This is a genomic window from Streptococcus mitis (genome assembly GCF_001281025.1).
Lineage (GTDB): Bacteria > Bacillota > Bacilli > Lactobacillales > Streptococcaceae > Streptococcus > Streptococcus mitis_AK.
In genome coordinates this window covers 991372-1016931 of sequence record NZ_CP012646.1, presented here as the reverse complement: position 1 = coordinate 1016931, position 25560 = coordinate 991372, and the positions used below count along the sequence as shown (strand labels likewise).

The 25560-nt window shown below is 40.5% G+C and carries 28 protein-coding genes and 2 riboswitches; of the genes, 5 read left to right on the top strand and 23 right to left on the bottom strand.

Features of this window, described 5'->3' with window-relative positions:
• Window positions 1–131 precede the first annotated feature (131 nt).
• The 11 genes from thiE (RN80_RS04955) to lctO all read right to left on the bottom strand — a co-directional run bounded on the left by thiE (RN80_RS04955) (window position 132) and on the right by lctO (window position 9793).
• Entirely contained in the window at window positions 132–764 is a 633-nt protein-coding gene (thiE, locus tag RN80_RS04955; protein WP_049544388.1) for a thiamine phosphate synthase, read from the bottom strand.
• Window positions 757–1560 carry a hydroxyethylthiazole kinase gene (thiM, locus tag RN80_RS04950; protein WP_060627904.1) on the bottom strand — a complete coding sequence of 268 codons (804 nt, stop codon included), beginning with the start codon at window positions 1558–1560 and terminating at the stop codon, window positions 757–759. Before thiM (RN80_RS04950) ends, thiE (RN80_RS04955) begins: the two co-directional genes overlap by 8 nt.
• Complete coding sequence (gene thiW, locus RN80_RS04945; protein ID WP_060627903.1) at window positions 1560–2084, bottom strand: energy coupling factor transporter S component ThiW; 525 nt, start codon at window positions 2082–2084, stop codon at window positions 1560–1562. The genes thiM (RN80_RS04950) and thiW overlap by 1 nt, the downstream gene beginning before the upstream one ends.
• A gap of 3 nt (window positions 2085–2087) precedes the next feature.
• On the bottom strand, window positions 2088–2780 hold the full coding sequence (gene tenA, locus RN80_RS04940) for a thiaminase II (protein WP_060627901.1): 693 nt from the start codon (window positions 2778–2780) through the stop codon (window positions 2088–2090).
• 10 nt (window positions 2781–2790) lie between these two features.
• On the bottom strand, window positions 2791–3441 hold the full coding sequence (locus RN80_RS04935) for an energy-coupling factor transporter transmembrane component T family protein (RefSeq protein WP_060627899.1): 651 nt from the start codon (window positions 3439–3441) through the stop codon (window positions 2791–2793).
• Between the two features lies 1 nt (window position 3442).
• Window positions 3443–4828 (bottom strand): ATP-binding cassette domain-containing protein, encoded by a 1386-nt coding sequence (locus RN80_RS04930; RefSeq protein WP_060627897.1) that lies wholly within the window; start codon window positions 4826–4828, stop codon window positions 3443–3445.
• Complete coding sequence (locus RN80_RS04925) at window positions 4829–5389, bottom strand: ECF transporter S component (RefSeq protein WP_000915275.1); 561 nt, start codon at window positions 5387–5389, stop codon at window positions 4829–4831. It abuts the gene before it with no gap.
• 147 nt (window positions 5390–5536) lie between these two features.
• Window positions 5537–5625: riboswitch (TPP riboswitch) on the bottom strand.
• 209 nt (window positions 5626–5834) lie between these two features.
• Window positions 5835–6464 carry a thiamine phosphate synthase gene (gene thiE, locus RN80_RS04920; protein WP_060627895.1) on the bottom strand — a complete coding sequence of 210 codons (630 nt, stop codon included), beginning with the start codon at window positions 6462–6464 and terminating at the stop codon, window positions 5835–5837.
• Between the two features lies 1 nt (window position 6465).
• On the bottom strand, window positions 6466–7248 hold the full coding sequence (gene thiM, locus RN80_RS04915; RefSeq protein ID WP_060627893.1) for a hydroxyethylthiazole kinase: 783 nt from the start codon (window positions 7246–7248) through the stop codon (window positions 6466–6468).
• Between the two features lie 276 nt (window positions 7249–7524).
• The gene (locus tag RN80_RS04905; RefSeq protein ID WP_060627886.1) at window positions 7525–8193 is read right to left on the bottom strand and encodes a TenA family protein; all 669 of its coding nucleotides are present in this window, start codon (window positions 8191–8193) and stop codon (window positions 7525–7527) included.
• A gap of 217 nt (window positions 8194–8410) precedes the next feature.
• A riboswitch (TPP riboswitch) is annotated at window positions 8411–8499 on the bottom strand.
• A gap of 157 nt (window positions 8500–8656) precedes the next feature.
• Complete coding sequence (gene lctO, locus RN80_RS04900; protein ID WP_049524544.1) at window positions 8657–9793, bottom strand: L-lactate oxidase; 1137 nt, start codon at window positions 9791–9793, stop codon at window positions 8657–8659.
• A gap of 215 nt (window positions 9794–10008) precedes the next feature.
• On the opposite strand from lctO, the gene RN80_RS04895 reads away from it, so the two are divergent.
• Genes RN80_RS04895 through RN80_RS04880 form a run of 4 tightly spaced genes read left to right on the top strand, consistent with a single transcriptional unit; the run spans window position 10009 to window position 12963 of the window.
• Window positions 10009–10689, top strand: coding sequence for an amino acid ABC transporter permease (locus RN80_RS04895; protein ID WP_060627884.1), 681 nt, complete (start codon window positions 10009–10011; stop codon window positions 10687–10689).
• Complete coding sequence (locus RN80_RS04890) at window positions 10649–11326, top strand: amino acid ABC transporter permease (protein ID WP_060627882.1); 678 nt, start codon at window positions 10649–10651, stop codon at window positions 11324–11326. The genes RN80_RS04895 and RN80_RS04890 overlap by 41 nt, the downstream gene beginning before the upstream one ends.
• Window positions 11327–12085 carry an amino acid ABC transporter ATP-binding protein gene (locus RN80_RS04885; RefSeq protein ID WP_060627880.1) on the top strand — a complete coding sequence of 253 codons (759 nt, stop codon included), beginning with the start codon at window positions 11327–11329 and terminating at the stop codon, window positions 12083–12085.
• 11 nt (window positions 12086–12096) lie between these two features.
• The gene (locus tag RN80_RS04880) at window positions 12097–12963 is read left to right on the top strand and encodes a cysteine ABC transporter substrate-binding protein (RefSeq protein WP_060627878.1); all 867 of its coding nucleotides are present in this window, start codon (window positions 12097–12099) and stop codon (window positions 12961–12963) included.
• A 212-nt stretch (window positions 12964–13175) separates the two neighbouring features.
• Here RN80_RS04880 and pyrE read toward each other — a convergent pair whose 3' ends face one another.
• From pyrE to typA, 9 genes are all read right to left on the bottom strand, one after another.
• Window positions 13176–13808, bottom strand: coding sequence for an orotate phosphoribosyltransferase (pyrE, locus tag RN80_RS04870; protein ID WP_060627875.1), 633 nt, complete (start codon window positions 13806–13808; stop codon window positions 13176–13178).
• 33 nt (window positions 13809–13841) lie between these two features.
• Window positions 13842–14543: an orotidine-5'-phosphate decarboxylase gene (pyrF, locus tag RN80_RS04865; protein WP_060627871.1), complete on the bottom strand. Its 702-nt coding sequence runs from the start codon at window positions 14541–14543 to the stop codon at window positions 13842–13844.
• Window positions 14544–14775: 232 nt separating this feature from the next.
• The gene (locus tag RN80_RS04860) at window positions 14776–15996 is read right to left on the bottom strand and encodes a cell division protein FtsQ/DivIB (protein WP_060627869.1); all 1221 of its coding nucleotides are present in this window, start codon (window positions 15994–15996) and stop codon (window positions 14776–14778) included.
• A 9-nt stretch (window positions 15997–16005) separates the two neighbouring features.
• Window positions 16006–17064 carry a UDP-N-acetylglucosamine--N-acetylmuramyl-(pentapeptide) pyrophosphoryl-undecaprenol N-acetylglucosamine transferase gene (locus RN80_RS04855; protein ID WP_060627867.1) on the bottom strand — a complete coding sequence of 353 codons (1059 nt, stop codon included), beginning with the start codon at window positions 17062–17064 and terminating at the stop codon, window positions 16006–16008.
• Window position 17065: 1 nt separating this feature from the next.
• Window positions 17066–18418: a UDP-N-acetylmuramoyl-L-alanine--D-glutamate ligase gene (gene murD, locus RN80_RS04850; RefSeq protein WP_060627865.1), complete on the bottom strand. Its 1353-nt coding sequence runs from the start codon at window positions 18416–18418 to the stop codon at window positions 17066–17068.
• Window positions 18419–18521: 103 nt separating this feature from the next.
• The gene (locus RN80_RS04845) at window positions 18522–19163 is read right to left on the bottom strand and encodes an ABC transporter ATP-binding protein (protein ID WP_000571273.1); all 642 of its coding nucleotides are present in this window, start codon (window positions 19161–19163) and stop codon (window positions 18522–18524) included.
• A gap of 1 nt (window position 19164) precedes the next feature.
• Entirely contained in the window at window positions 19165–21186 is a 2022-nt protein-coding gene (locus RN80_RS04840) for a bacteriocin-associated integral membrane family protein (protein WP_060627863.1), read from the bottom strand.
• 367 nt (window positions 21187–21553) lie between these two features.
• Entirely contained in the window at window positions 21554–21808 is a 255-nt protein-coding gene (locus RN80_RS04835; RefSeq protein WP_024056536.1) for a DUF3165 family protein, read from the bottom strand.
• A 19-nt stretch (window positions 21809–21827) separates the two neighbouring features.
• Window positions 21828–23669, bottom strand: a complete 1842-nt coding sequence (gene typA / locus RN80_RS04830) for a translational GTPase TypA (protein ID WP_000164122.1) — start codon at window positions 23667–23669, stop codon at window positions 21828–21830.
• A gap of 161 nt (window positions 23670–23830) precedes the next feature.
• Here typA and RN80_RS04825 point away from each other — a divergent pair, with 161 nt between their 5' ends.
• Window positions 23831–24556: a 16S rRNA pseudouridine(516) synthase gene (locus RN80_RS04825; RefSeq protein WP_060627861.1), complete on the top strand. Its 726-nt coding sequence runs from the start codon at window positions 23831–23833 to the stop codon at window positions 24554–24556.
• A 42-nt stretch (window positions 24557–24598) separates the two neighbouring features.
• On the opposite strand, the gene RN80_RS04820 is transcribed toward RN80_RS04825, so the two are convergent.
• From RN80_RS04820 to RN80_RS04810, 3 genes are all read right to left on the bottom strand, one after another.
• On the bottom strand, window positions 24599–24826 hold the full coding sequence (locus RN80_RS04820) for a hypothetical protein (RefSeq protein ID WP_060627859.1): 228 nt from the start codon (window positions 24824–24826) through the stop codon (window positions 24599–24601).
• Between the two features lie 88 nt (window positions 24827–24914).
• On the bottom strand, window positions 24915–25295 hold the full coding sequence (locus RN80_RS04815; protein WP_000259256.1) for a rhodanese-like domain-containing protein: 381 nt from the start codon (window positions 25293–25295) through the stop codon (window positions 24915–24917).
• Complete coding sequence (locus RN80_RS04810) at window positions 25295–25525, bottom strand: YqgQ family protein (protein ID WP_001808324.1); 231 nt, start codon at window positions 25523–25525, stop codon at window positions 25295–25297. The genes RN80_RS04815 and RN80_RS04810 overlap by 1 nt, the downstream gene beginning before the upstream one ends.
• Between the last annotated feature and the right edge of the window lie 35 nt (window positions 25526–25560).

Genomic DNA, 25560 nt, shown 5'->3' with positions numbered 1-25560 from the left:
AATTAGAGAGTTTTTATATTCTTAGAAAATCTCTTCAAACTATGTCAGCTTTATCTGCAACCTCAAAGCAGTGCTTTGAGCAACCTGCGACTAGCTTCCTAGTTTGCTCTTTGATTTTCATTGAGTATTGATTAGAAAATAATGTCATCCAACTTTGTCAAAAAGGCTTGAGTTTTTGCCTCTATATCTTCTGCCTGCATCAAATCACGCACTACAGCTACACCAGCTATGCCAGTGCCGATAAGTTGGTCAATATTCTCTGATGTCAAGCCTCCGATAGCAACTACTGGAATAGCGACCCTTTGGCAAATTGTCTTCAAGGTTGAAATCAGGGTGATAGGCGCATTTTCCTTGGTCGTAGTCGGGAAAATGGCTCCTGTCCCCAAGTAATTCGCCCCTCCTTCTTCTGCCTCGAGAGCTCTTTTTACAGTTTTAGCTGTAACACCGAGGATTTTGTCAGGGCCCAAGACTTGTCGGGCAACCGAAACTGGTAGTTCATCGTCTCCGATATGCAGACCAGCAGCATCAACCGCAAGACAAACATCCAAACGATCATCGATTATCAGGGGTACCTGATAGGCATCTGTTATTTCCTTGACTTCTTTTGCCAGTTGATAATATTGATTGGTTGTGAGATTTTTTTCTCGTAATTGGACTATGGTAACCCCTGAACGGCAAGCCCTCTCAATCTTTTCAAGAAAGCTTTCCAAGGAATCTTGGTAGCGATTGGTTACCAGATACAGTCTAAGCGCCTCTCTATTCATAAACATCTCCTTTGATAGCATCTAGCCAGTTTTCATCTCTTTTGAGGAGCGAAAGCTGATTGAGTACTTGGTAACGAAAATCTTCCAATCCCATTCCTTGAACAACTATTCTCTCAGCAGAGATATTGAGATAAGAAACCGCTAGGCAAGAAGCTTCAAAGCTAGTCTTTCCTTGGCTGAGAAAAACGGCTGTCAAGGCTCCAACCAAGTCTCCTGTCCCTGTTATCCAGTCTAATTCTGCACAGCCATTTCCCAGTACAGTGACCTGATTCTTCGAAACGATGAGGTCCTTGGGGCCTGTGACTAAGAATGACATACCTGGATAAAGCTGACACCAGTCTTTCAAGACTTGAAGTAAATCCTCAGTTTCTTGATCTTTAGCACTCGCATCGACCCCAACGCCGTGGTGTTTTAAGCCAACAAGACTTCGAATTTCCGACATGTTTCCTTTAAGGACCGTAGGTATATAGTCTAAAAGGTCTTTAACTAATCTCTTACGAATGGATGAAGCTGTTACGCCAACCGCATCTACTACCATTGGGAGACCAGCTTGAGCTGCATAAGAAGCTGCCATACGGATTGCTTTTTCCTTCTCAGCTGACAAATGCCCCAAATTGATGAAGAGTGCCTGGCTTTGCTTAGTAAAATCAAGAACCTCACGAGGGTCATCTGCCATGACAGGTTTGCATCCCAGAGCCAAAATCCCATTTGCTAACATCTCACAAGAAATCTCATTGGTAATACAGTGAATGAGGGAACTAGAGCCTATAGGAAAAGGATTTGTAAATGCCTGCATCAGTCTATCCTTTCACCAAAGAAATATCCCTGCACTTTTTTAAAGAATTCCTGCTTGATTAAAAATCGAAAGGCAATAAAGGAAATCGCTGTACCAATCAAGGTTGCTCCGAAAAATCGAGGAGTGTAGATAAACCAGCTAAGCTTAGCAGCTGATCCTGTAAAGAGTACCATAACAGGATAGGAAACAATAGAACCAATAATACCTGTTCCCAAAATTTCTCCCAAGGCAGAAAAGTAAAATTTTCGACCATACTTATAAAAGAGACCTGCTAGAAGGGCTCCAAAAGTCGCTCCTGTGAGAGCTAAAGGTGGAATCCCTTGAGTCGTCATACGGATAAAGGCTGTCACTGTAGCCATAACCAAGGCATAAACAGGTCCCATCATGATTCCTGCTAGAATATTGACTACACTGGACATCGGTGCCATTCCCTCAATCCGAAAGATAGGCGTAAGGACTACATCAAGGGCAATCATCATGGATAAAATGGTTAATTTGTGAACTTGAAGTTGGTGGTTTCTCATTTTCTATTTCTTCTCTTTTTCTAAGGACTGCAAATCACTCGTCCATGTTTGATGTTGGTAAGCCATCTCCCAAAACTTGGCTTCCATGTGGACACTTCTGTGGAAGGCCTCTAGCATTTTTTGTTTGTCCGTCTCGTCACTTTCTCGATAGAGCTGATTTACCAAAGCTTCTTCCTCTCGAATCTGCTGCTCCAACTCATCCGTAATATAAGTTTCAATCCATTGTTGGTAGAGAGGATTTGGTGATGGTTTAAGATTAAGTGATTTGCCTATATCATGATATAGCCAAGGACAAGGCAGCAAGCTCGCAAAAGCAATGCCCAAGTTTGGCTCTGCAAATTGACGATAAATGTGAGAGATATAATGATAGCAGGTTGGAGCGATTGGATGTTGCTCCATTTCCTGGTTGCTGATTTCCAATTCCTTGAAAAATTGTTGGCGGATAAATAACTCACCTTCCACTAGACTCTGAGCATTTTGTTTCAAGAGTCTTTTCATCTCTTGGTTTGAAGTCTTATCAGCCAAGAGGTGATAGGCTTCTGAGAAGGCCTTCAAATAGTAGGCATCCTGAATCAAGTAATAGCGAAAGATGGACAGGTCTAAATTTCCCTCTTGTAACTGTAATACAAAGGGATGATGAAAGGAGGCCTGCCAAGCTTCCTTGGATAATTCCATCGCAATATCTGTAAATTCCATAATAACTCCTTTATAAAAATAGACTGGTTTGAAGCAATAAAAAGAAAAGCAGGTAGATGAATATTGTCCTTTGAGGAATATAAAAAGTCCGATAGCGATTCTCCACCTGTGCATGTTCGTCATATCCATGCGCCGATAGAGCTCTCAGGTAAAGATGGCGCCATCTAAAGACCGTCATCAAAACCTTACTGTAAATCAAGGGCGACCAAAAATGTAGTTCTTGACCGCGTAATAAGCAAGCTTCCTTGAGGGACTTGATTTCTTGCTGAATAAGGGGAAAGGAATTGAATACCACAATCAAGGCATAGGCCCAAGAGCGTGATAACCCCTTTTGAGCCAAGTACAAGAGAAGCTCTTTTAGGGAAATAGAGGAAACAAAAACAAGATCAATACAAACGGTCACAAAGGCCCTCGTTCCAAGCATGACTGCCTGCGAAGTATCTCCATGTAACTGAACTGCCCAGTAGTTGGCCAAAGATGGCAAAATGGCGAGCAGAATCATCCAAGCCAATACTTTAAATCGACGGTAATAGAGCATAAAGAGAATGCAAAATGCGACTACCGAAAGATTCAGAGCAATCGAAGGAATGAAAGATGTTTCTAAGGATAAAATCAGCAAGAAGAGACTGATAATCGGTGTCTGGGTTGCTACTTTGACCATACTACTTCACCTCCCCTTGGGTATTGCTACTCTGAGATGTGAGTGGTTTGGTAATTGTCACTGCTTTCACATGACTGAGACCCTGACTAGTCATCTCAATCCAATAATCAACCACAGAGATCAAGGGATCTAAACGATGGCTAATGATCAGAAAACTTCTTCCCTGATTTCTGTCCTCCACAATCCACTTGCAAAAATAATGGCAAGCTCTATCATCCAAACCTGCAAAAGGTTCATCTAGTAAAATCACAGAAGCCTTGCTGGTCAAGATGGTCAAGAGCTGAAGAATCTTTTGCTGACCACCACTTAGTTGATAGGGACTCTTATCAAGAGCCTGCTCCAGATCAAAATATCGTAAAGCTTGGAAAATGCGCTGATTTCTTTCAGAATCAGGTCCATCTAATTGAAGTTCCTCTCGCAGACTGACTCGGATAAACTGTTTCTCAGCTTCCTGAACAACACCCGTCAGGTCACGATACAAACTCTTTTTCTTTTTCAGGACTGTCCCCCTCCAAGTAATTCGTCCTTTATACTTTTGAAATTGAAGAATAGACCGAAAGAGGGTTGATTTCCCGACACCATTATCACCCAAAATACAGGAAATTCCTTTATAGAATGTGAAATCCGCAATCGAAAAGAGGGGGCGCTTATCCAGCTCACAAGTCGTTCCATCCATATGGAATAGTTCTGGACTAGAAGCAACTTCCTTTGAAGCAACCTGTGTCGTCTCAGAGGTAGGGATTTGAAATACTTCCCTTAGTTGACCATCTCTTAGCTCCACCATATGGTCGATATAGGCTTCATAGTCCGTTAAATCATGGTCGCACAAAATAACTGTCTTCCCATCAGAGACCAACTCTTTTAGAATCTCCAATATCTCTAACCTGCTCTTGCGGTCAATGGAAGCGAAGGGCTCATCCAAGAAATAGACCCTAGGATTCATAGCAAAGAGAACAGCCAAAGCAGCCTTTTGCTTTTCCCCACCTGATAAGTGATGAATTGGACGGTGCAAAATCGCCTTGCAGCGACATTGCTGGACAACCTCTGCTATTTTAGAATCAATTTCCTGAGCGGGATGCTCAATATTTTCCAAGGTAAAAATTAGCTCCTCAAACAAGTTCTCCATGGTAAATTGATGATTGGGATTTTGAAAGAGAATACCAACCGTCTGGACACGTTCGATGATAGAAAGCTGACTGACCTCGCTCCCATTTATCAGGACTTGACCGCTATAGGGAAGAGAACTGACTTGGGCAATCATTTGAAAGAGGCTGGATTTTCCTGAACCACTGCTCCCAACTAACAAGGTAAAGGCTTGCGCATGAAAAGTAAAATCAAGCGGCTCAGAGAAGATTGGGGACTGAATCGCTCGTAGTTCCAGCCCCATCTATGCCTTGCCTCCAGCTGCAAACTGATGATAAAGTTTGACAATGGCACGAACCAAGATGGTACAGAAGAAAAAGACAGAAATAAAGCGCACCACAAGCAAGGAAAGGACAAAAGGAAGGGAGAAGGCGTAGTAACCTAACTTAATGTATTCATAGACAAAGCTAACAAGCGTAATCCCAATACTATTGGCAGTTAGAGAGAGCCAACTTTCATAGCGATTCTTGGTTACGATAAAACCAAGTTCACTTCCCAAACCTTGAACCAAGCCAGACAAAAGAGCGCCTAGACCGAATTGGCTACCATAAAGGACTTCAGCAAGCGCAGCTAGTACTTCTCCAATCGTTGCACTTCCGACTCTTGGAACAAATATGGCAGCGATGGGCGCAGCCATACACCAGAGACCAAAGAGGATTTCATTGGCAAAGGCCTGTAAACCAAGAGGGGCTAAAATCAGAGTGAGGATATCAAACAGATAGCCAGATCCTACAAAAACGCCACCAAAAAAGATAGACAAGAAAGCAAGTAAAATAACATCTTTTAACTGCCATTTTTTCAACATAAAAAAACTCCTTTTTTAAAGAAAAGTGGGGCATTCAAGGTGAGCTACCTAAATGCTTTGTATCCAGTTTCGTAAAAGAAAAAACTCTAATTACAGATAGAAATTAGAGTTCAGCTTACAAGATTAGATGGTTAGTTTCTATAAATACAAAACCATTTCACATTTCCCTTCGCCAGTCTTAACTGTATCAGGTTCAATGGGTATCATCTCAGCCTAAAGCACCCCAAATGTCTTTATTATTTAATTATATAAATATTATAACAAACGATTTTTTCCAGTTCAAGAAATTGAACTGGAAATACAGCCTTGCACTCACAAATACAGCAGATCTTTCTTTTGCAAAAAATAAATAACATATTTGATGGATTAGCTATTTGAACTGAATCTGGACATATCTTTTTAGAAAAGGAAAACTTCCACTTACTCAGAATCCAAGGATAGATACCTATTGTTCACTCATTTCCCGAACAGTTTTTTCTATATTTTTTGCATACGATATTGCTGAAATGATTGAAACACCGTCAACATTGGTCTTCATAATGTCTTTAATATGTTGCGTCTGTATCCCACCAATTGCAACTAAGGGCATTTGTGGCAATAGTTTTCTCATCAATTTAAGACCTTCATAACCTATAGCACCACCAGCATCGCCCTTTGACTGGGTATCAAATACAGGACCAACACCCACATAATCTACATATTCAACTTTTGATTGTTGAAATTCGTCCTCGTTTTTTATAGAGAGACCAATTATTTTATCTGGCATCAATTTTCTAATTTCATCAACACCGAGGTCATCTTGTCCTACATGTACGCCATCAGCGTCAATTTCCATTGCCAAATCTATATCATCATTAACGATAAATGGAACATTATATTTTTTACAAAGATCCTGTAGTTTAATTGCTAATTCGACTTTTTCTTTACCTTCTAAGGCTCCCTCCCCTTTTTCACGGAATTGAAATAAGGTTATACCACCTTTTAAGGCTTCCTCAACGACTGTATATAGATCTTTTCCTTGGCAAGTAGTCGTTCCACAAATAAAATATAGTTTTAGTAATTCTTTATGAAACATTTTACTTCACTCTTTTGAATTCCTTTACATCTTCATCTGTAATCTCGTATAAGGCATTTATAAATTCAACTTTAAATGTTCCAGGAAGATGTCCATTTGGACGTTTTGCTGCCATTTCTCCAGCGATATTGTAAACCAACATTGCAGTTTCTAATGATTTCAATTCTTGACCTTTTTCAAGTCCGATAAAGCTTGCTACCACTGCCCCTAATAAGCATCCTGTCCCAATAACTTTTGGCATCATGGAACTACCATTATGAATCGTTACCACTTCTCCATTTACCGCAATAGCATCCACTTCACCTGTTACTATTATAGGAATATTGAACTTCTTATTTGCTGCTAGAGCAATTTCATCAATATTATCTACTCCCGCACTATCTACTCCTTTAGACGCCACATTTATCCCTACTAAAGAGGCAATCTCGCCAGCATTTCCCCTAATCGCTGCTAGTTTATAATTGTTGATTAGATCATCTGCTACTTTTTTTCTATATTCTCCTGCTCCACAGGCTACAGGATCTAAAACTGCTGGGACATTATATTTCTCTGCAATTTTCAGAGCAGCTTGGTATAATTTCCAATTTTCATCTGTTAATGTTCCTATGTTTATTAATAAACCACCAGCATACTTTAACAAATCCTCTAAATCTGCTGGAAACTCACTCATGGCTGGTGATGCACCCAGTGCTACTAATCCATTTGCTGTGAAATTTTTTACTACATCATTGGTTATGCAAATGACCAAAGGTGCTTTTTCTTTTAATAATTTTAAACTTGTCATATTGAAATCCTTCCTTTTCACTTTATACGATCTACTGATTTCGATTTATCTCTATCTTTCGTTAAGAAATTTTTTTACATTGAATGATTTATGCTCAATGAAAATCAAAGAGCAAACTAGGAAGCTAGCCGCAGGCTGCTCAAAGCACTGCTTTGAGGTTGTAGATAAGACTGACGAAGTCAGTCACATATATAATCTAAGGTGAAGCTGACGTGGTTTGAATTTGATTTTCGAAGAGAATTACCTCATCAAATTTGTCAATATCCTGAACCTTCTCTAAGCGTCATAACCAATATCAAAAAAGGCTAATTCTAAAGCGACCGCTTGATTCCAGCGTTGCTGAAGTTCTGTCAAATCTTCTCGACCTTTTCCGACACGATTAAGTTCGTCAACCAGAAATTGAACCCACTCTGCAAAGAAAGGACCTCTGTGGAGATTGATCCATTCCGAATGAATATAGGCTTCAGGTAGAGCTAAATCTTTAGAACCCCAGTCTAAATAGAGACCTTCTGCAATGACCAACATGACCAAAAGATGGGCATAGTCTGATGATGAAACAGCAGAATACATTAAATCCTGAAAGGCTTTTGTTACAGGATGCAAGTTCACTTCCAGATAGTCATTCTCAGATACTTTTAACTCTTTGAAAGCCTTTTGGAAATAACCGTCTTCATCTGCTTCAAGAAAGCCTAATTGCTTGGCAAAACGAAGCTTGGATTCAAGCTGGTCTGCGTGGGCTACGCAAGCACCCAGCATGGATAAGAAGGCATCAAAGAAGTGATAATCTTGAATCAGGTAGTCTTTTAAGACCTTATTCTCAATTGTCCCCGCAAAAAGTTCCTTAACAAAACGATGATTGATTGCAACTTGCCAATCCTGCTGACTATTTTTTAATAATTCTCCAACAGTCAAACCTGGCTCAAATGCATAGTCTTGTGTTTCCATATTTACTTTTCCTCTCTTTACTCGTTCGTAATCAACAAAACACCAAGAAAATCCTAGTTTTTCTTGACCTTTTTTAAAAAAATCAAGGGCGTTCAAGAAGAGCTACCTAAATGCTTTGTATCACCTTCATCCAGCTTATATAAACAAAAAGACTCCAATTACAATCAAGAATCAGAGTTTAGCTTACAAGATTAGATCGTTCATTTCGCCATACGAAAAAAAACTTTTCACATTTCCCTTCGCCAGTCTTAACTGTATCAGGTTCAATGGGTATCATCTCAGCCTAAAGCACCCCAAATGTCTTTATTATTTAATTACTGCACCAGTATAGCAAAAAATGAAAGCCCTAGCAAGATATTTGATTGGAAAATATATTTATATAGACTTTTATATGATTTTCCTTTATTCAAACGTTTAAAACACAAACAAAAACCTCCACACTTAGTGGAGGCAAGCTGTTTTATCAATACAATTTTAAGTCGCGTGGGTCAACTGGGAAGGTTGGGTTGTATGGGTTGTGACGGAGTTTGAAGTGTTTGACATCTTCAATAGTCTGAGTTCCAGACAACTGCATGACTGTCTTCAATTCCGCATTCAAGTGTTCAAAGACTTGACGCACACCGACACTACCACCGAGGGCCAAACCATAGATGACAGGGCGGCCAATAGCTACCAAGTCTGCTCCTGAGGCCAAGGCTTTAAAGACGTGTTGACCACGACGAACACCTGAGTCAAAGACAATTGGCACGCGTTTGTCAACCGCTTCAGCTACTTCTTGAAGTGAATCAAAGGCTGCTGGTCCACCATCAATTTGGCGTCCACCGTGGTTTGTTACCCAGATACCAGATGCACCTGCAGCAAGTGAACGTTCAACATCCTCACGGCATTGTGGTCCCTTGACATAAACAGGAAGTCCTGAGTATTCAGCGATAAATTCTACATCACGTGGAGACAAGCGTTGTTTAGCTGATTTGTAAACAAAGTCCATTGATTTTCCAGCACCTTCTGGCAGATATTCTTCAACAATCGGCATGCCAACTGGGAAGACAAATCCATTACGCTTATCAACCTCACGATTGCCCCCTACAGTCGCATCTGCTGTCAAGACAATCGCTTTATAACCTTCAGCCTTCACACGGTCCATGATATGGCGGTTGATACCGTCATCCTTACTAAAGTAAAATTGGAACCAATGAGGTGTCCCTTGAAGGGCTTCCGTAATTTCTGGAAGATCGACAGTAGAGTAAGAGCTAGTTGTGTAAAGAGAACCAAACTCATGCACACCACGCGCAGTCGCCACTTCACCCTGTTCATTTGCCAATTTATGAGCTGCAACAGGTGCCATAATGATTGGTGAAGACAATTTTTCGCCTGCAAATTCAATCTCTGTACTTGGATTTTCTACATTGCAGAGTGTATGAGGAACGATGAGTTTGTGGTTAAAGGCACGAATATTCTCACGTAAAGTGAAAGTATCCTCCGCCCCACTAGCGATATAGCCAAATGCTGCTTTAGGAATAACTTGTTGTGCCATTGGCTCCAAATCATAGGTATTGATGAAGTCTACATGACCTTCTGCATTGCTTGTTTTGTATGACATAAAATGCCCTCCTTAATAAGTAAGCGTTTACTTTGTATATTACAAAAATATCTTAACTCTTTTTTCAAAACTTTTCAAATATTTTGTTTGGAAATTTCAGAAATTTTATATCTATGATAAAAAATCCTTATCACGGCAATAAAAAATAGATATTATCCAAAGGAGATTTTAAGTGCTACAATAACTGTATTATTTCTAGATGGGAGGTTCTATTTTTGGATTGGTCCATTGTTGAACAATATCTACCACTATATCAAAAGGCTTTTCTCCTAACCTTGCATATTGCAGTTTGGGGAATTCTGGGATCCTTTCTGCTCGGTTTAATCGTTAGTATCATCCGGCATTACCGCATCCCTTTTTTGGCGCAAATAGCGACAGCCTACATTGAATTGTCACGTAATACACCCCTTTTGATTCAACTCTTCTTTCTCTACTTCGGTCTTCCCCGAATAGGGATTGTCCTATCTTCGGAAGTCTGTGCTACTCTGGGATTAGTCTTTTTAGGAGGCTCCTATATGGCAGAATCTTTCCGAAGTGGGTTGGAAGCCATCAGTCAAACCCAGCATGAGATTGGATTAGCCATCGGTCTGACACCTGTACAGGTCTTTCGCTATGTGGTTCTTCCGCAAGCAACAGCGGTGGCCCTACCATCTTTTAGCGCCAATGTCATTTTCCTCATCAAGGAAACCTCCGTTTTCTCAGCAGTAGCTTTAGCAGACCTCATGTACGTCGCCAAGGACTTGATTGGGCTCTATTATGAGACAGACATTGCGCTAGCTATGTTGGTAATTGCTTACCTGATTATGCTGCTGCCCATATCACTGGTCTTTAGCTGGATAGAAAGGAGGCTCCGCCATGCAGGATTCGGGAATCCAAGTACTCTTTCAGGGAAATAATCTCCTGCGGATTTTACAGGGATTGGGCGTCACGATTGGCATTTCTATCCTGTCTGTCCTCTTATCCATGATTTTCGGAACAGTCATGGGAATTGTCATGACCTCCCATTCTAGAATCGTACGATTTTTAACACGATTGTATCTGGAATTTATTCGTATCATGCCCCAACTGGTGCTACTCTTCATCGTTTATTTCGGATTAGCTCGAAACTTTAATATCAATATCTCAGGAGAGACTTCAGCTATTATCGTTTTTACCCTCTGGGGAACAGCTGAAATGGGGGACTTGGTCCGTGGAGCCATCACTTCCCTCCCTAAGCATCAGTTTGAAAGTGGACAGGCACTAGGTTTGACAAATGTTCAACTTTACTACCACATCATCATCCCACAGGTCTTGAGAAGATTGCTACCACAAGCCATCAACCTTGTCACTCGGATGATCAAAACCACTTCCTTGGTTGTCTTGATTGGGGTAGTTGAAGTGACCAAGGTTGGACAGCAAATCATCGATAGCAATCGCTTGACTATCGCAACCGCTTCCTTTTGGATTTATGGAACCATTCTAGTCTTGTATTTCGCAGTCTGCTTCCCTATTTCCAAACTATCCACTCACTTAGAAAAACATTGGAGGAACTAAATGTCTGAAACTATCTTAGAAATCAAGGAACTCAAAAAATCCTTCGGAGACAATCCCATCCTCCAAGGTCTATCCCTACAAATCAATAAAGGGGAAGTTGTCGTCATTCTAGGACCCTCTGGTTGTGGGAAAAGTACCCTCCTTCGTTGTCTCAACGGCTTAGAAAGTATTCAAGGTGGAGATATTCTTCTGGACGGTCAGTCTATCGTTGAAAATAAAAAAGACTTTCACCTAGTTCGCCAAAAGATTGGCATGGTCTTTCAAAGTTATGAACTCTTTCCCCATCTGGATGTCCTACAAAACCTCATCCTAGGTCCTATCAAGGCTCAAGGAAGGGACAAGAAGGAAGTAACGGAAGAAGCTCTGCAACTACTGGAACGTGTCGGTTTGCTAGACAAACAACATAGCTTTGCGCGTCAATTATCTGGTGGACAGAAGCAACGGGTTGCAATTGTCCGTGCCCTCCTCATGCATCCAGAAATCATCCTTTTTGACGAAGTGACTGCTTCGCTGGATCCAGAAATGGTGCGTGAGGTTCTAGAACTTATCAATGATTTAGCTCAAGAAGGTCGCACCATGATTTTAGTAACCCATGAAATGCAGTTTGCCCAAGCTATTGCCGATCGGATTATCTTCCTCGACCAAGGGAAAATTGCTGAAGAAGGAACGGCTCAAGCCTTCTTTACCAATCCTCAAACCAAACGAGCTCAGGAATTTTTAAACGTCTTTGACTTTAGCCAATTTGGCTCATATCTATAAAGGAGATTCTTATGAAACTATTCAAACCACTCTTAACTGTTTTGGCACTTGCCTTTGCCCTTATCTTTGTCACTGCTTGTAGCTCAGGTGGAAACGCTGGTTCATCCTCTGGCAAAACCACTGCCAAGGCTCGCACAATCGATGAAATCAAAAAAAGCGGTGAGCTACGAGTCGCCGTGTTTGGAGATAAAAAACCGTTTGGTTACGTTGACAATGACGGTTCTTACCAAGGTTACGATATTGAACTTGGGAACCAACTGGCCCAAGACCTTGGTGTCAATGTTAAATACGTTTCAGTCGACGCTGCCAACCGTGCGGAATACTTGATTTCAAACAAGGTAGATATTACTCTTGCCAACTTTACAGTGACTGACGAACGCAAGAAACAAGTTGATTTTGCCCTTCCATACATGAAAGTTTCTCTTGGAGTCGTATCACCTAAGACTGGTCTCATTACAGACGTCAAACAACTTGAAGGTAAAACCTTAATTGTCACAAAAGGAACGACTGCTGAGACTTATTTTGAAAAGAATCATCCAGAAATTAAACTCCAAAAATATGACCAATACAGTGACTCTTACCAAGCTCTTCTTGACGGACGTGGAGATGCCTTCTCTACTGACAATACTGAAGTTCTAGCTTGGGCGCTTGAAAATAAAGGATTTGAAGTAGGAATTACTTCCCTCGGTAATCCAGATACCATTGCGGCAGCAGTTCAAAAAGGCAACCAAGAATTGCTAGACTTCATCAATAAAGATATTGAAAAATTAGGCAAAGAAAACTTCTTCCACAAGGTCTATGAAAAAACACTCCACCCAACCTACGGTGACGCTGCTAAAGCAGATGACCTTGTTGTTGAGGGCGGAAAAGTTGACTGATACTCTTCGAAAATCTCTTCAAACCACGTCAACGTCGCCTTGGATTATATATGTGACTGACTTCGTCAGTCTTATCTACAACCTCAAAGCAGTGCTTTGAGCAACCTGCGACTAGCTTCCTAGTTTGCTCTTTGATTTTCATTGAGTATAATACTCAATGAAATCACAAAAAGAAATCAGGTAATCCTAGTGACTACCTGATTTTCTATGTTTTAGGCGTTTTGCCAATTTTCTTGGTCTTCTTTAAATCGTTTTAGGAGATCTAAGCCTTCTGGTGTGATGTAACCTTCTTCTTGAGCTAGGTGAATGAGTTCACTGTAGTTAGAAAGTGTTAACAGCTTAACACCAGCATCTGCAAAGTTTTTGTCTGCTTTTGGCAATTGGTAGCTGAAAATCGCTACAACTCCAAGCACATCTGCTCCTTCTCGTTTAGCAGCTGCTACTGCTTCAAGAACAGAACCACCTGTTGAAATAAGATCTTCAACCACTACCATTTTTTGACCCTGAGCTACGCGTCCTTCGATTTGATTACCAGCACCGTGGTCTTTTGGTTTGCTACGGATATAGGCAAATGGCAGATTCATCTTGTCAGCAATGATGGCTCCGTGAGGAATCCCTGCTGTTGCAGTTCCTGCAATCACTTCTACCTCTGGAAAGGCTTCTTTGATAGCTTCCACAAAGCCATTTTCAATTAAGTTACGAGTTTCTGGATAGGCTAGTGTCACACGATTATCAGTGTAAATCGGTGACTTGATACCAGATGCCCAAGTGAAAGGCTCCTCTGGTTTGAGGTAAACTGCTTGAATTTTCAAGAGGTGGCTAGCGATATCTTTAGCAAGTGTCATGGTCTTCTCCTTTTGTTTTTCTAATCTAGTTCTTTAATTCCAGTCCTGTGTCCATTCATCCTTGATGGCATGATAAGCTGCAACAGGATTCTCAGCTTGGGTAATGGGACGTCCCACTACGATATAGTCACTACCGATTTGATAGGCATCAGCAGGTGTCATCACGCGTTTTTGGTCTCCAACTGCAGCACCTGCTGGACGAATGCCCGGTGTCAGACAGATAAAATCTGGATTGGTGGCCTGCTTGATGAGTTGCACTTCCTGAGCCGAGCAAACAACACCATCTAATCCCGCTTCAGCCGTCTTCTTGGCATAATGAATCACTGACTCCTGCAGACTGGTTTGGATATTTTGAAAATCCTTCATCTGAGCTTCTGAGGTTGATGTGAGCTGAGTGACAGCGATCAATTTGGCTTGACTTCCAAGACCTTCACGCGCAGCCTTCATCATCTCTACACCACCAGCTGCATGAACATTGGTCATATCCACACCAAGCTGAGACAAAACCTTCATGGCTGACTTGACTGTATTGGGAATGTCATGAAGCTTGAGATCCAAAAAGACACTATGACCCAAGCCTTTCAAGTAGGACACAATCTCAGGCCCCGCTGCGTAATAAAGCTCCATCCCTACCTTGAGATAAAGGCTTTCTTCTGCTGGGAAAAGAGCTAAAAATTCCTTGACCGCCTCAAAACTAGGAAAATCAAGAGCAATGACTGGACGATGTTCTCGCATAGGTTTCTCCTTTTACCTTTGCTAGTGAGAGAGTCTGTGCAACAGAAGCCACGAAAAAAGGAACCTGCCAACAGCAAGGTTCCACGAAAAATGGGTAGTCTCCACCCTTTCACCGTCTAACCTTAGCTGCCTCTCTGGACTGCTTTAAAGGTTTTTTACTATTCTATTATTTCTACTAGCACTTGTCAAGTAAAAACATGGCAACTAAAGAGCTATAGAAGAAAAGCTAAACCTAGCGACGCGATGAGCGCTGGGTCGTTTGGTTTCGATTGCTCTGTTCCTCTTGTTTTTTCTGTTCTTCTTCTAAACGTTTACGTTCTTCTTCCTGCTTTTTCTCAGCTTCTTCAGCCTCTTTTTTGGCTTTTTCCTCTGCTTCCATAATTAATTTATCCGCTACAGTGTAGCTGTAGATTCCAGCTTCCATGTCGACCACACTTGGTTCTGACAATTGTGGCTTAATCTTGCTGTAATAAGGCAATTTCTTGCTCATTTCAGAAAGGGGAACCAAGACTTCGTCCGAATCATTCATAGTCAATCGAATTAAATCTGATGTTACCTTGCTTGGGGCTAGTTCCACCTTTTCAATAGCCGCCTTAAGTTCTGGGCTAATTTGAGCAAGTTCTGAGACAAAAGCCTTGATTTGTTCACTATCATTAAAGAGAACTGATATATAAGTTTCTGGCAGACTCACCAAACTTACCGAACTGGTCTCAAGCTGACCACTTGAAAGGATTGGATAATGACTTTCTCCAGAAACATAGTAGGCTACAATATCATATTCCTTGACCTTGATAGTAAACTTGGTTGGAAATTGATAGACAAGCTGAGCTGATTCAACCCAATAATTAGACTTAATCTGCTCTTCATATTTTGTCTTATCTAGCAGAAGGTTAATCGTATAATCCGAATCCTGAATGCCTGAAGCCTGTCGAATATCATCAGCTGTAGTTTGCACTGTTCCCTCAACACGAATATCCTTCATGGTCGCATAAGGACTGAGCAAGTATGCAGAGACAACCAATACAAGCAGACTGAGAAACAAAATCGAGATAGCCCGCCAGATATGAACTCCTGGAATTTTCGGTTTGACCGGTTTTTCCTTTACAGGCTTTTTATCTGCCTTTTTATCCTCTTTCTTTGGCTCTTTGGACTTTGATTCTTCTTTGGCTACTTCTTTTTTGACGTCTTCTGACTCTTCTACTTTTTCTTCAGTATCATCCTTGGCTGATTCTGAATCTTTTGGATCAGATTCACTCTCTTGGTCCTCGGTTGCATCTGACTTTTCAGATTTTGAAGCCATTCGAGCTTGTCTTTCCTTTTCCTTCTCCTCAGCTAGGGCCGCCTCTTCTTCAGCCTTCTTTTTTAGGTATTCTTGGTTTCGTTTCTGCCATTCTGATAACTCTTTAAATTCTTCGAGGATTTCTTTGCCCTCATTTTTCTTATCTTTTGACATTTACTTTCCTTATGATAAATCTTTTTTCAACAATTGATAAAAATCTGCTAGAGATTTCAATTCCTTTGAAGCCTTCATCTTGGCTTGATAGTCTTCCTTGTGACTTAGTAAGTGAGAAAGCTTCTCTTCCAAACTATCCAAGGTCAAATCGCTTTCTTGAAGCTCTTCTGCATAGCCTTTTTTTACAAAGTAAGCTGCATTTTCAATCTGGTCACCACGACTAGCTTCACGACCAAGCGGCACAATAACATGCAATTTTGCCATGGCCAAGAGCTCAAAAATCGTATTGGCACCACCACGTGTCACAACAATATCAGCCAATTCCATCAAGGGTTGATAGAGATTGGTCACATAGTCAACACGAAAAAGATTTTGGCTCAACTCGTTCAGACTAGAATCTCCAGTTAAATTGATAATATTGTAGCGCTCTGTTAGTTCTTTCTTATGGTCTGTCACCAATTGGTTAAAGACACGAGCACCTGCAGAACCACCGACAAACAATACAGTTGGCAATTTAGGATTAAAGTGAGTTTGAATATCCACCAATTCATCGGGTTCTGGATTTTTTTGATCTGAAACCTTGGTCACTGCTCCCACATGCTCAACCTTAGACAAACTTGAAGCTTGCTCAAAGGTTGAATACATCTTAGTTGCAAACTTATAGGCAATTTTATTTGCCAAGCCCATAGATAGGTCAGATTCGTGAATAAAGACTGGCACTCCTGACACACGCGCAGCGATAACAGGTGGCACAGAGACAAAGCCTCCCTTTGAAAAAAGAGCTTGTGGACGAAGTCGCAACATGATAAAGAGCGATTGGACAATTCCCCAACCAACTTTAAAGACGTCCAGCATATTTTGCCAAGAGAAGTAACGACGCAATTTGCCAGTCGCAATGGAATGGAAGGTTACATCTAGACCCGACTTGAGGATTTCTTGGTGTTCGATACCACGCTTGTCCCCGATATAGTGGACTTCCCAGCCATCTTCGATGAACTTAGGCATTAACAAAAGGTTAAGGGTTACGTGTCCAACCGTCCCCCCACCTGTAAAGACAATTTTTTTCATATTATTCCTTTAACTCCGCTACTGTGTCGATAAATAGGTCGCCACGTACTTCAAAGTTAGCATACATATCCCAGCTAGCATTAGCAGGACTGAGAAGGACTACATCTCCTTGAGTCGCAAGTTCATAGGCTTTGCGGGCCGCATCTGCAATGTCAGTCGCATCCACATATGCCACACCAGCCTTGTCTGCTGCCCGTTTGACACGTTCTGCAGACTGACCTAGGATGACCATCTTCTTAAGTCCAGTAATGTCTGGTACCAATTCGTCAAACTCATTGCCACGGTCCAAACCACCTGCAATCAAAATGACCTTGCTGTTGTCAAATCCTGACAAGGCTTTTTGAGTTGCCAAGATATTGGTTGATTTACTATCATTATAGAATTTGACACCCTTGATTTCATCCACAAATTGGAGACGGTGTTTGACACCACCAAAGGCTGAAAGAGTTTCTTTGATGCTTTGGTTATCAACACCACGAAGCTTGGCTACAGCAATAGTCGCAAGCGCATTTTCCACATTGTGGCTTCCTGGAACTCCGATTTCATTCGCTGCCATGACAACTTCCCCACGGAAGTAGAGTTGACCATCTTCCAGATAAGCTCCATCAACCTTTTCCTGTGTTGAGAATGGTACAACTGTAGCTTGTGTTTTTCTTGCCAATTCTTTTGCCAAGTCTTGATTAAAGTTCAAAACAAGGAAATCAGCTGCTGTCATCTTGTTCTGGATATTCCACTTGGCTGCTACATATTCCTCAAATGACCCATGGTAGTCGATATGAGTTGGCATGAGGTTGGTAATAACCGCAATCTCAGGATGAAATTCTTGAACGCCCATGAGTTGGAAAGAAGAAAGTTCCATGACAAGCGTGTCCTTGTCTGACGCAGTTTGTGCCACTTGACTAGCTGGATAGCCGATATTTCCTGATAAGAGACCATGTTGCCCAGCAGCAGTCAAAACTTCCCCAATCATAGTCGTTGTGGTTGTTTTACCGTTCGAACCAGTAATACCAACAATCGGTGCTTCAGAAATCAAATAAGCCAATTCCACCTCGGTCAAGACTGGAATTCCCTTGGACAAAGCCTTTTCAATCATGGGATTACTGTATGGGATACCTGGATTTTTCACCATAAGGGCAAACTCTTCATCCAAGAGTTCCAAAGGATGACCGCCTGTGATAACCTTGATCCCTTCTTCCAGCAAACTTTGCGCAGCTGGATTGTCCTCGAAAGGTTTTCCGTCATTTACTGTCACAATGGCACCCAGCTTGTCCAACAAACGAGCTGCAGATTCACCAGACTTTGCCAAACCTAAAACAAGGACTTTCTTATTTTTAAATTGATCTATTACTTTCATGTCTCGAACTCCATTTCTACTCTTACTATTTTACCATTTTTATGGAAATAAAAAAGCCACAAAGTGTGTTTGTGACTCTTTCTTCTAACTGAATTTCGCCATATCATCTATGTGATAAATCGGTAACTCGAATAACTTGGTCCACTTGTTCCCAAATCAGAGGATTATGGGTCGCAATAATAATAGTTCGATTCGGATTTTTTAAAGATTCTAGGATAGAAAGTAATTCCTCAGAGTTTTTGGGGTCTAAGGAAGCGGTTGGTTCATCTGCCAGAATCAAAGGTGGATCCTTTAAAATTATCTTCGCTAGTGCAACACGTTGTGCTTCTCCTCCTGATAATTCAAAGATAGGTTGCTTTAAATCTAAATAAGAGAGGTTAACACGGTTTAGAGCTTGTTTCATCAAAGAGATTTTCTCTTTTTCTTTCAACTTTTTACCAACTAAACCCAGATTGAGATTCTCTTTGACAGTTTGACTTTCAATTAAGCCAAAATCTTGAAATAAGTATCCTAAGTAATCTCTAAAGAAAACAGAAGGCTTGATGTCCTTAAGAGAAGTGCCATCATAGATGATTTGCCCTTTGTCATATGGCTCTAATCGTCCAATCATATTCAAGAGTGTTGTCTTACCGCAGCCACTTGTACCGATTAAGGCATAAATTTTCCCACCTTCAAAATGAAGATTCATATCTGAAAATAGCTGACGGCTTCCAAATTTTTTAGATATATTCTTTAGTTCAATCATCCTATTTTCCTTTCATAATTGTCATAGAAACACGAGATTCTTTCTGCGCTTGACGGTAAAGCGTCAAAACTGCACTAGCTAGAAAGACTAATAAAGTGAGCAAGCCAATCACCAAGTCTCGACTGCTTAAAATAAAGAGACTAGCACCAAATACAAAACTGGCAAACTGACTAACCATATACTGAGCATGTGTTTCAAAAAATCGTAAACCTGAAATTCGTTTAATCAAGATATCTCGGCGGAATTGCTCGAAATATAGAAGATTGACAGAATAAAAGAGTAACAAGGAACTAGCTATCCCAACAATAGCTCCTAAGATTAAAGTTGCTGTTTCAGTTTGAACTTCATTATAACGAGTTAGATAAACACTTCTTCCTTCTTTAAGATAGGATACTTGCTCATAAATTCCAGCTTTCTTCAAGAGTTCTATCCCACTCTCATATCCTTTGATAAAGAGTTGTTTTCCAGCATTGATAGACCAACTAGATTTGGAAATGATACTATCACCTGTAGAAGTCGGCGTAAATACAACTAAAATCGGATCAGTCAAATACTGAGTGGATACGGGATTCTCACCGTTGTTATAAACAAACCGCTTTTCTCCAGTTGGAAGATAACTAACAATCGCTCTCATTTCATACTCTAAAGGAGCGTCTTTATCCTCACTTGATTGTCCATAAGAGTTTAAACTTTCTTCAAAAACTTTCTTAAGTTCTGCTTCCTGTGAACGAAGAGATTCTGGTAATAAGAGTCCAAATTCCCCTTTTTGGAGATGGGCTAACTTCTGTTTAGTCTCAGCATCTACCACGACCTTTTCCTTGTCCAAATAACTGGGACTAACATAGAGCGTATTAGCATCTGGACTATAGGTATCCAGTGTCTCTCCCTGTTCATTTTTTCCTTGTGGATTGGCAAAATGGAACAGAGTATCCTTTACATAAAGGGCTTGTTCTTCTTCGATTGCTTCCTTGGCAAAGGCATACCACTTATTCTGATTTTCTGTATCTTTTACTCTATCACCTAAGCCAAAAGAAATTTGATAATAGTCTGCTCTATCCTGCCATGCTTGTTTTGAAATTTCAAGTTCTTTCAATCGTTGGTAAGACGTTAAACCTGTCTTAACAGCGTAGCCTACTGTAAAAACAGCTACTAACTGACACAATAGGGTTAAAGCCATCAAGCGTTTAAGGGGTAATCTTCCCTTAATAACGGGAACTAATGCTTTATAACTCAAACTCATTAGATAAAGGAGCATTAGTAAAATTGAAATCCCCAATAAAAACAAAAGATAGAAACTAATCCCAAAACCATAGGTGGCTAACAAGATAGGATAAAACAAACCTTGACTAAAAAGAACGACTCCCCCACCTAGGAAGGAAAGGAGGGCTGATAGAAGGAGCCATTTGATATCAGTAGATAAAGAATGCCCCATGATGGATAAGAGAGTCTGACCAGAAAAGAGTTTTATACCTGCAGCTCTCATTTCCTTAATCCGAGTGATAATCACTAGAGCAAAGAATGATAAGCCAAATATTGCTAAACTAATTAAAATAAGGGGAATTAGTAACATTCTAAAAGCAAGAGAATAGGGCGGTGTCTTTCGGTCAGGAATTGCTTTATAACCCAAATCTCCTAATTTATCGGCAAGCTTTTCTTTCGTCAAGGAGCCTGACAAAAGGAGATAACTATTTAGCGGATCACTACGTTCACGACTTTCTTGACTAGCTTCTTGGAATTCTTTTGGTAAAGTTCCCTGACCATAAGTTGCATAAGTAAAGTGAGTCGTCCCATCCTTACTCGGCTCTACGATTCTTCTAGCTATTAAACTCTGTTCTGAGTTTACAAAATTCTCTAATTCCTTTTCAAATACCTCACGCGTCGGTTCCTGAGTATCTTTTTTGACACGAAGTAAGGAAACGGAATCATAGCTTGCAAATAAATATTGTGGCGCACGTAAGACAATAATCCAAGCAAGGAAGAAGCTGAGAAAAAAAGTTGATAATAATATGAATAGTTTCTTCATAGTAGACTCCTTGTATAAGAGAATAACTCTATAGAAAGAAATTTTACATTTTATAAATTCTTAGAATTATTCTCCTAGTTTAATCCATCACACCCTGAGCAACAAAACAACAAATTTAATCCTTTCTTAGTTTGAAATCGGTTTCTTATAACTTAAGTATATCACTTTCTATATAATCTATCAACATATTTTACTAAGATATCATTAGTAATAGAATTTTAAAGTTTCCTTAGAAATAGATGTCGGGAAAGAATTTAAGTTCAGTTTTTCCCATTCATATTATCCAAGCAAAAGAGATGATATTAACTAAAAAGCAATTCGAACTACTGTAAAATTCCTAGCAAAAAAGAGAGCCGAAACTCTCTTTTTATCTTCTTTTACTTTTATTAACCGACATGAGGGTAATATCTCGCAAGCTAAAGTATGCTAGGAAGAGCATAGCGATTGCGATAAAGAATTCTGTCGGTAGCTGAAAGATTTGCAGAACTGACAACATGAGCAAAATCAGCAATGCTACGAAAGCAAAGACGACAAGGACGATATTAACTGTCCCTTTAATGCTTTCTGGTGTCGCAAATACATAGAGTAGTAATAAGAGGAGTCCTATGATTAAATAAACCATCTTTATCTCTTTCTAGCTCTTATTCAGCTGATTTTTTCTTCTTGTTAGCTTTCTCACGCTCTGCCTTGTTAAGGATTTGTTTACGCAAACGGATAGACTCAGGCGTTACTTCCATGTACTCATCGTCGTTCAAGAACTCAAGAGACTCTTCAAGGGTCAAGATACGAGGTGTCTTGATAACAGCTGTTTGGTCCTTAGTAGCTGAACGGACGTTGGTCATTTGTTTCGCCTTAGTGATGTTAACTGTCAAGTCGTTTTCACGAGAGTTTTCACCGATGATCATTCCTTCGTAAACTTCAGTACCTGGGTTGACAAAGATCGTACCACGTTCTTCGATAGACATGATTGAGTAAGTTGTAGCCTTACCAGCATCGATAGAAACAAGGGCACCACGGTGACGACCACCAATTTCACCTGGAATCAATGGCAAGTATTGGTCGAAGGTATGGTTCATGATACCGTAACCACGAGTCATTGACAAGAACTCAGTTGAATATCCGATCAAACCACGCGCTGGAACAAGGAAGACCAAACGAGTTTGACCATTACCAGTTGAAATCATATCCAACATTTCACCCTTACGTTCAGAAAGGCTTTGGATAACAGACCCTTGGTATTCTTCTGGAGTGTCGATTTGTACACGCTCAAATGGCTCACATTTAACACCGTCGATTTCTTTTACGATAACTTCTGGACGAGATACTTGAAGTTCATATCCCTCACGACGCATTGTTTCGATAAGGATTGACAAGTGCAATTCTCCACGACCTGAAACAGTCCATTTATCTGGTGAATCAGTTGGATCAACACGAAGGGAAACGTCTGTTTGCAATTCTGCCTGCAAGCGTTCTTCCACCTTACGAGAAGTTACCCATTTACCTTCTTTACCAGCAAATGGTGAGTTGTTAACCAAGAAAGTCATTTGAAGAGTTGGCTCATCGATGTGTAGGATTGGAAGAGCCTCTACTGCATCTGTCGGAGTAATGGTTTCACCGACAAAGATGTCTTCCATACCAGAAACGGCAATCAAGTCACCTGCTTTGGCTTCTTGAATTTCACGACGTTCCAAACCAAAGAAACCGAAGAGTTTTGTAACACGGAAGTTTTTAGTTGTGCCGTCAAGTTTAGAGAGGGTAACTTGGTCCCCAACCTTAACTGTACCACGGAAGACACGGCCGATACCGATACGTCCAACGAAGTCATTGTAGTCCAAAAGTGACACTTGGAACTGCAAAGGCTCATCTGAGTTATCTACTGGAGCTGGGATATGGTCGATAATTGTGTCAAAGATTGGTGCCATAGTAGTTTCTTGATCAGCTGGATCATCTGACAATGAAGAAGTTCCATTAATCGCTGATGCATAGACCACTGGGAAGTCAAGCTGGTCGTCATCTGCACCAAGCTCGATGAAAAGTTCCAAGACTTCGTCCACTACTTCTGCTGGACGAGCTGATGGTTTATCGATTTTGTTAACAACCACGATTGGGACAAGGTCTTGTTCCAAGGCTTTTTTCAATACGAAACGAGTCTGTGGCATTGTTCCTTCGTAGGCATCTACGACTAAGACAACACCGTCAACCATTTTCATGATACGCTCAACTTCTCCACCGAAGTCCGCGTGTCCTGGTGTGTCCATGATGTTGATACGAGTTCCGTTGTAGGCAACGGCTGTATTTTTAGCAAGGATGGTAATTCCACGCTCTTTTTCGATATCGTTTGAGTCCATAGCACGCTCAGCCAATTCAGTACGTGCATCAAGCGTTTCTGATTGTTTCAATAATTCGTCAACGAGGGTTGTTTTACCGTGGTCAACGTGGGCGATAATCGCAATGTTACGGATATCTTCTCTTAATTTTGTCATGATTTCCTCTATAATATTCAAAATTTATTTTCTAACTGAACGATTATACCATAATTTCAGGTAAATAACATAATTCAAGCAAGTGTAAATGTTTTCACTCTGCTTTTCTTTTCACGTCAAGCCTTTTCAAAGCAAGCGACTTATGATAAGATAGGCACAGTATGCGTTTAGATAATTTATTAGCTCAAGAAAAAATCAGCCGAAAGGCCATGAAACAAGCCTTACTCAAAGGGGACATTCTCGTCGATGGTTGCCCAGCCCGCTCCCTAGCCCAAAATATCGATACAGGACTACAGGAACTCCTTTTTCAGGGCCAAATCATTCAAGGCTATGAGCACACCTACCTTATGCTACATAAACCTGCTGGTGTCGTTACAGCCAACAAAGACAAGGAACTCCAAACCATCATGGACTTCCTTCCGCCTGACATCCAGTCTGACAAGCTCTACGCCGTCGGCCGACTGGACCGAGATACGACGGGTCTCCTCCTCTTGACCGATAACGGTCCCTTAGGCTTTCAGCTCCTCCACCCCCAATATCATGTCGATAAGACTTATCAGGTTGAGGTCAATGGACTTCTAACACCTGACCATATCCAAGCCTTTCAAAAGGGAATTGTCTTTTTAGATGGTACTGTCTGTAAACCTGCAAGACTAGAGATTCTATCTGCAAGTCTTTCCCACAGCCAAGCCTCTATCACCATTTCAGAAGGAAAATTTCATCAAGTCAAGAAAATGTTTCTCTCGGTTGGTGTCAAAGTGACCTCACTCAAACGAGTTCAGTTCGGTGAGTTTACATTAGACCCAGAACTAGCAGAAGGTCAATACCGTCCCTTAAACCAAGAGGAATTGAAAATCATTAAAAATCACTTAGAGAAAAGTGGATAAAACAAAAAAGCTTTCAAATAAAGCTTTTTTGTTTTACACTAGTTAATTCATAAAAAGAATCAATCCTAAAACCCAATTAATTACGGAAACTACAATTCCTACAATAGCTATAATTTTTTCTGTTTTATAGTCTAGTCCAGATTCTTTTTGAAGTGAGTTAGCATACAATAAACTGGTAATACTTAAACCAATACCTCCCCACGGAAATAACAAACCAAGAATAATAGACAAGATACCCAGAAAAAGTGGATTTTTCTTCTTTTCTTTCATGTTCTAAGAACTCCTTAAATTTTATACAAATTAATTATACTATAAAACAATAGATTCATCCTATCATTCGACTAATGTGGAAATAAGATTAGCTAGTCTTCACTTTCCCTTTCCAAGAATCCAAGCCATAAGAAAGGATATAAATCTCAGAAAAACCTTGTTTTTTCAAGTAAAGAGCTGCATTTGTAACTCGTTGCGCACGTTGGTTTTCGTAGAGAAGGACAGGTTTATCCTTACGAAGGGCTGCAAGACTAGTCTTCAACTGACTTGAAGGAATATTGCGGGCACCCAGGATATGTTTTCTGTGGAATTCTGCTGGGTCGCGCAAATCAATCAATTGACCCGTACGAATCAAGGCTTCAAATTCCTCATTGTCTACAATTTTAGCCGCACGGCGAATACGAAGATAGTTAAAACCCATCCACGCCAACATTGCTAGTATGAGTGCCCACAAAATCCAAGTAACCATTAGTTCTTTTCTCCATTTTTCTCAATATAATCCAATTCTACCTTGTGCTCTCTGCGAAGAACCGCTTCTGCTTCTAGATAGTCTAATTTGTCCATCAACCCTGCATCATAAATCCGAGAGAGTTCCAACTTCATCAGTTCAATATCATATAAGCGTTTTCCCATGTAAACAATAATACCAAATCGTTTGAGAAATTGCTGCACATCATAGAATGTTTTCATAAGACTCATTCTAGCAAAATTTTATGTTTTTTTCAAGAATAGAC

Coding starts and splice junctions, on each gene's coding strand:
- thiE (WP_049544388.1), bottom strand. CDS start 764: ATGAATAGAGAGGCGCTTAGACTGTATCTGGTAACCAATCGCTACCAA.
- thiM (WP_060627904.1), bottom strand. CDS start 1,560: ATGCAGGCATTTACAAATCCTTTTCCTATAGGCTCTAGTTCCCTCATT.
- thiW (WP_060627903.1), bottom strand. CDS start 2,084: ATGAGAAACCACCAACTTCAAGTTCACAAATTAACCATTTTATCCATG.
- tenA (WP_060627901.1), bottom strand. CDS start 2,780: ATGGAATTTACAGATATTGCGATGGAATTATCCAAGGAAGCTTGGCAG.
- RN80_RS04935 (WP_060627899.1), bottom strand. CDS start 3,441: ATGGTCAAAGTAGCAACCCAGACACCGATTATCAGTCTCTTCTTGCTG.
- RN80_RS04930 (WP_060627897.1), bottom strand. CDS start 4,828: ATGGGGCTGGAACTACGAGCGATTCAGTCCCCAATCTTCTCTGAGCCG.
- RN80_RS04925 (WP_000915275.1), bottom strand. CDS start 5,389: ATGTTGAAAAAATGGCAGTTAAAAGATGTTATTTTACTTGCTTTCTTG.
- thiE (WP_060627895.1), bottom strand. CDS start 6,464: ATGTTTCATAAAGAATTACTAAAACTATATTTTATTTGTGGAACGACT.
- thiM (WP_060627893.1), bottom strand. CDS start 7,248: ATGACAAGTTTAAAATTATTAAAAGAAAAAGCACCTTTGGTCATTTGC.
- RN80_RS04905 (WP_060627886.1), bottom strand. CDS start 8,193: ATGGAAACACAAGACTATGCATTTGAGCCAGGTTTGACTGTTGGAGAA.
- lctO (WP_049524544.1), bottom strand. CDS start 9,793: ATGTCATACAAAACAAGCAATGCAGAAGGTCATGTAGACTTCATCAAT.
- RN80_RS04890 (WP_060627882.1), top strand. CDS start 10,649: ATGCAGGATTCGGGAATCCAAGTACTCTTTCAGGGAAATAATCTCCTG.
- RN80_RS04885 (WP_060627880.1), top strand. CDS start 11,327: ATGTCTGAAACTATCTTAGAAATCAAGGAACTCAAAAAATCCTTCGGA.
- RN80_RS04880 (WP_060627878.1), top strand. CDS start 12,097: ATGAAACTATTCAAACCACTCTTAACTGTTTTGGCACTTGCCTTTGCC.
- pyrE (WP_060627875.1), bottom strand. CDS start 13,808: ATGACACTTGCTAAAGATATCGCTAGCCACCTCTTGAAAATTCAAGCA.
- pyrF (WP_060627871.1), bottom strand. CDS start 14,543: ATGCGAGAACATCGTCCAGTCATTGCTCTTGATTTTCCTAGTTTTGAG.
- RN80_RS04860 (WP_060627869.1), bottom strand. CDS start 15,996: ATGTCAAAAGATAAGAAAAATGAGGGCAAAGAAATCCTCGAAGAATTT.
- RN80_RS04855 (WP_060627867.1), bottom strand. CDS start 17,064: ATGAAAAAAATTGTCTTTACAGGTGGGGGGACGGTTGGACACGTAACC.
- murD (WP_060627865.1), bottom strand. CDS start 18,418: ATGAAAGTAATAGATCAATTTAAAAATAAGAAAGTCCTTGTTTTAGGT.
- RN80_RS04845 (WP_000571273.1), bottom strand. CDS start 19,163: ATGATTGAACTAAAGAATATATCTAAAAAATTTGGAAGCCGTCAGCTA.
- RN80_RS04840 (WP_060627863.1), bottom strand. CDS start 21,186: ATGAAGAAACTATTCATATTATTATCAACTTTTTTTCTCAGCTTCTTC.
- RN80_RS04835 (WP_024056536.1), bottom strand. CDS start 21,808: ATGGTTTATTTAATCATAGGACTCCTCTTATTACTACTCTATGTATTT.
- typA (WP_000164122.1), bottom strand. CDS start 23,669: ATGACAAAATTAAGAGAAGATATCCGTAACATTGCGATTATCGCCCAC.
- RN80_RS04825 (WP_060627861.1), top strand. CDS start 23,831: ATGCGTTTAGATAATTTATTAGCTCAAGAAAAAATCAGCCGAAAGGCC.
- RN80_RS04820 (WP_060627859.1), bottom strand. CDS start 24,826: ATGAAAGAAAAGAAGAAAAATCCACTTTTTCTGGGTATCTTGTCTATT.
- RN80_RS04815 (WP_000259256.1), bottom strand. CDS start 25,295: ATGGTTACTTGGATTTTGTGGGCACTCATACTAGCAATGTTGGCGTGG.
- RN80_RS04810 (WP_001808324.1), bottom strand. CDS start 25,525: ATGAGTCTTATGAAAACATTCTATGATGTGCAGCAATTTCTCAAACGA.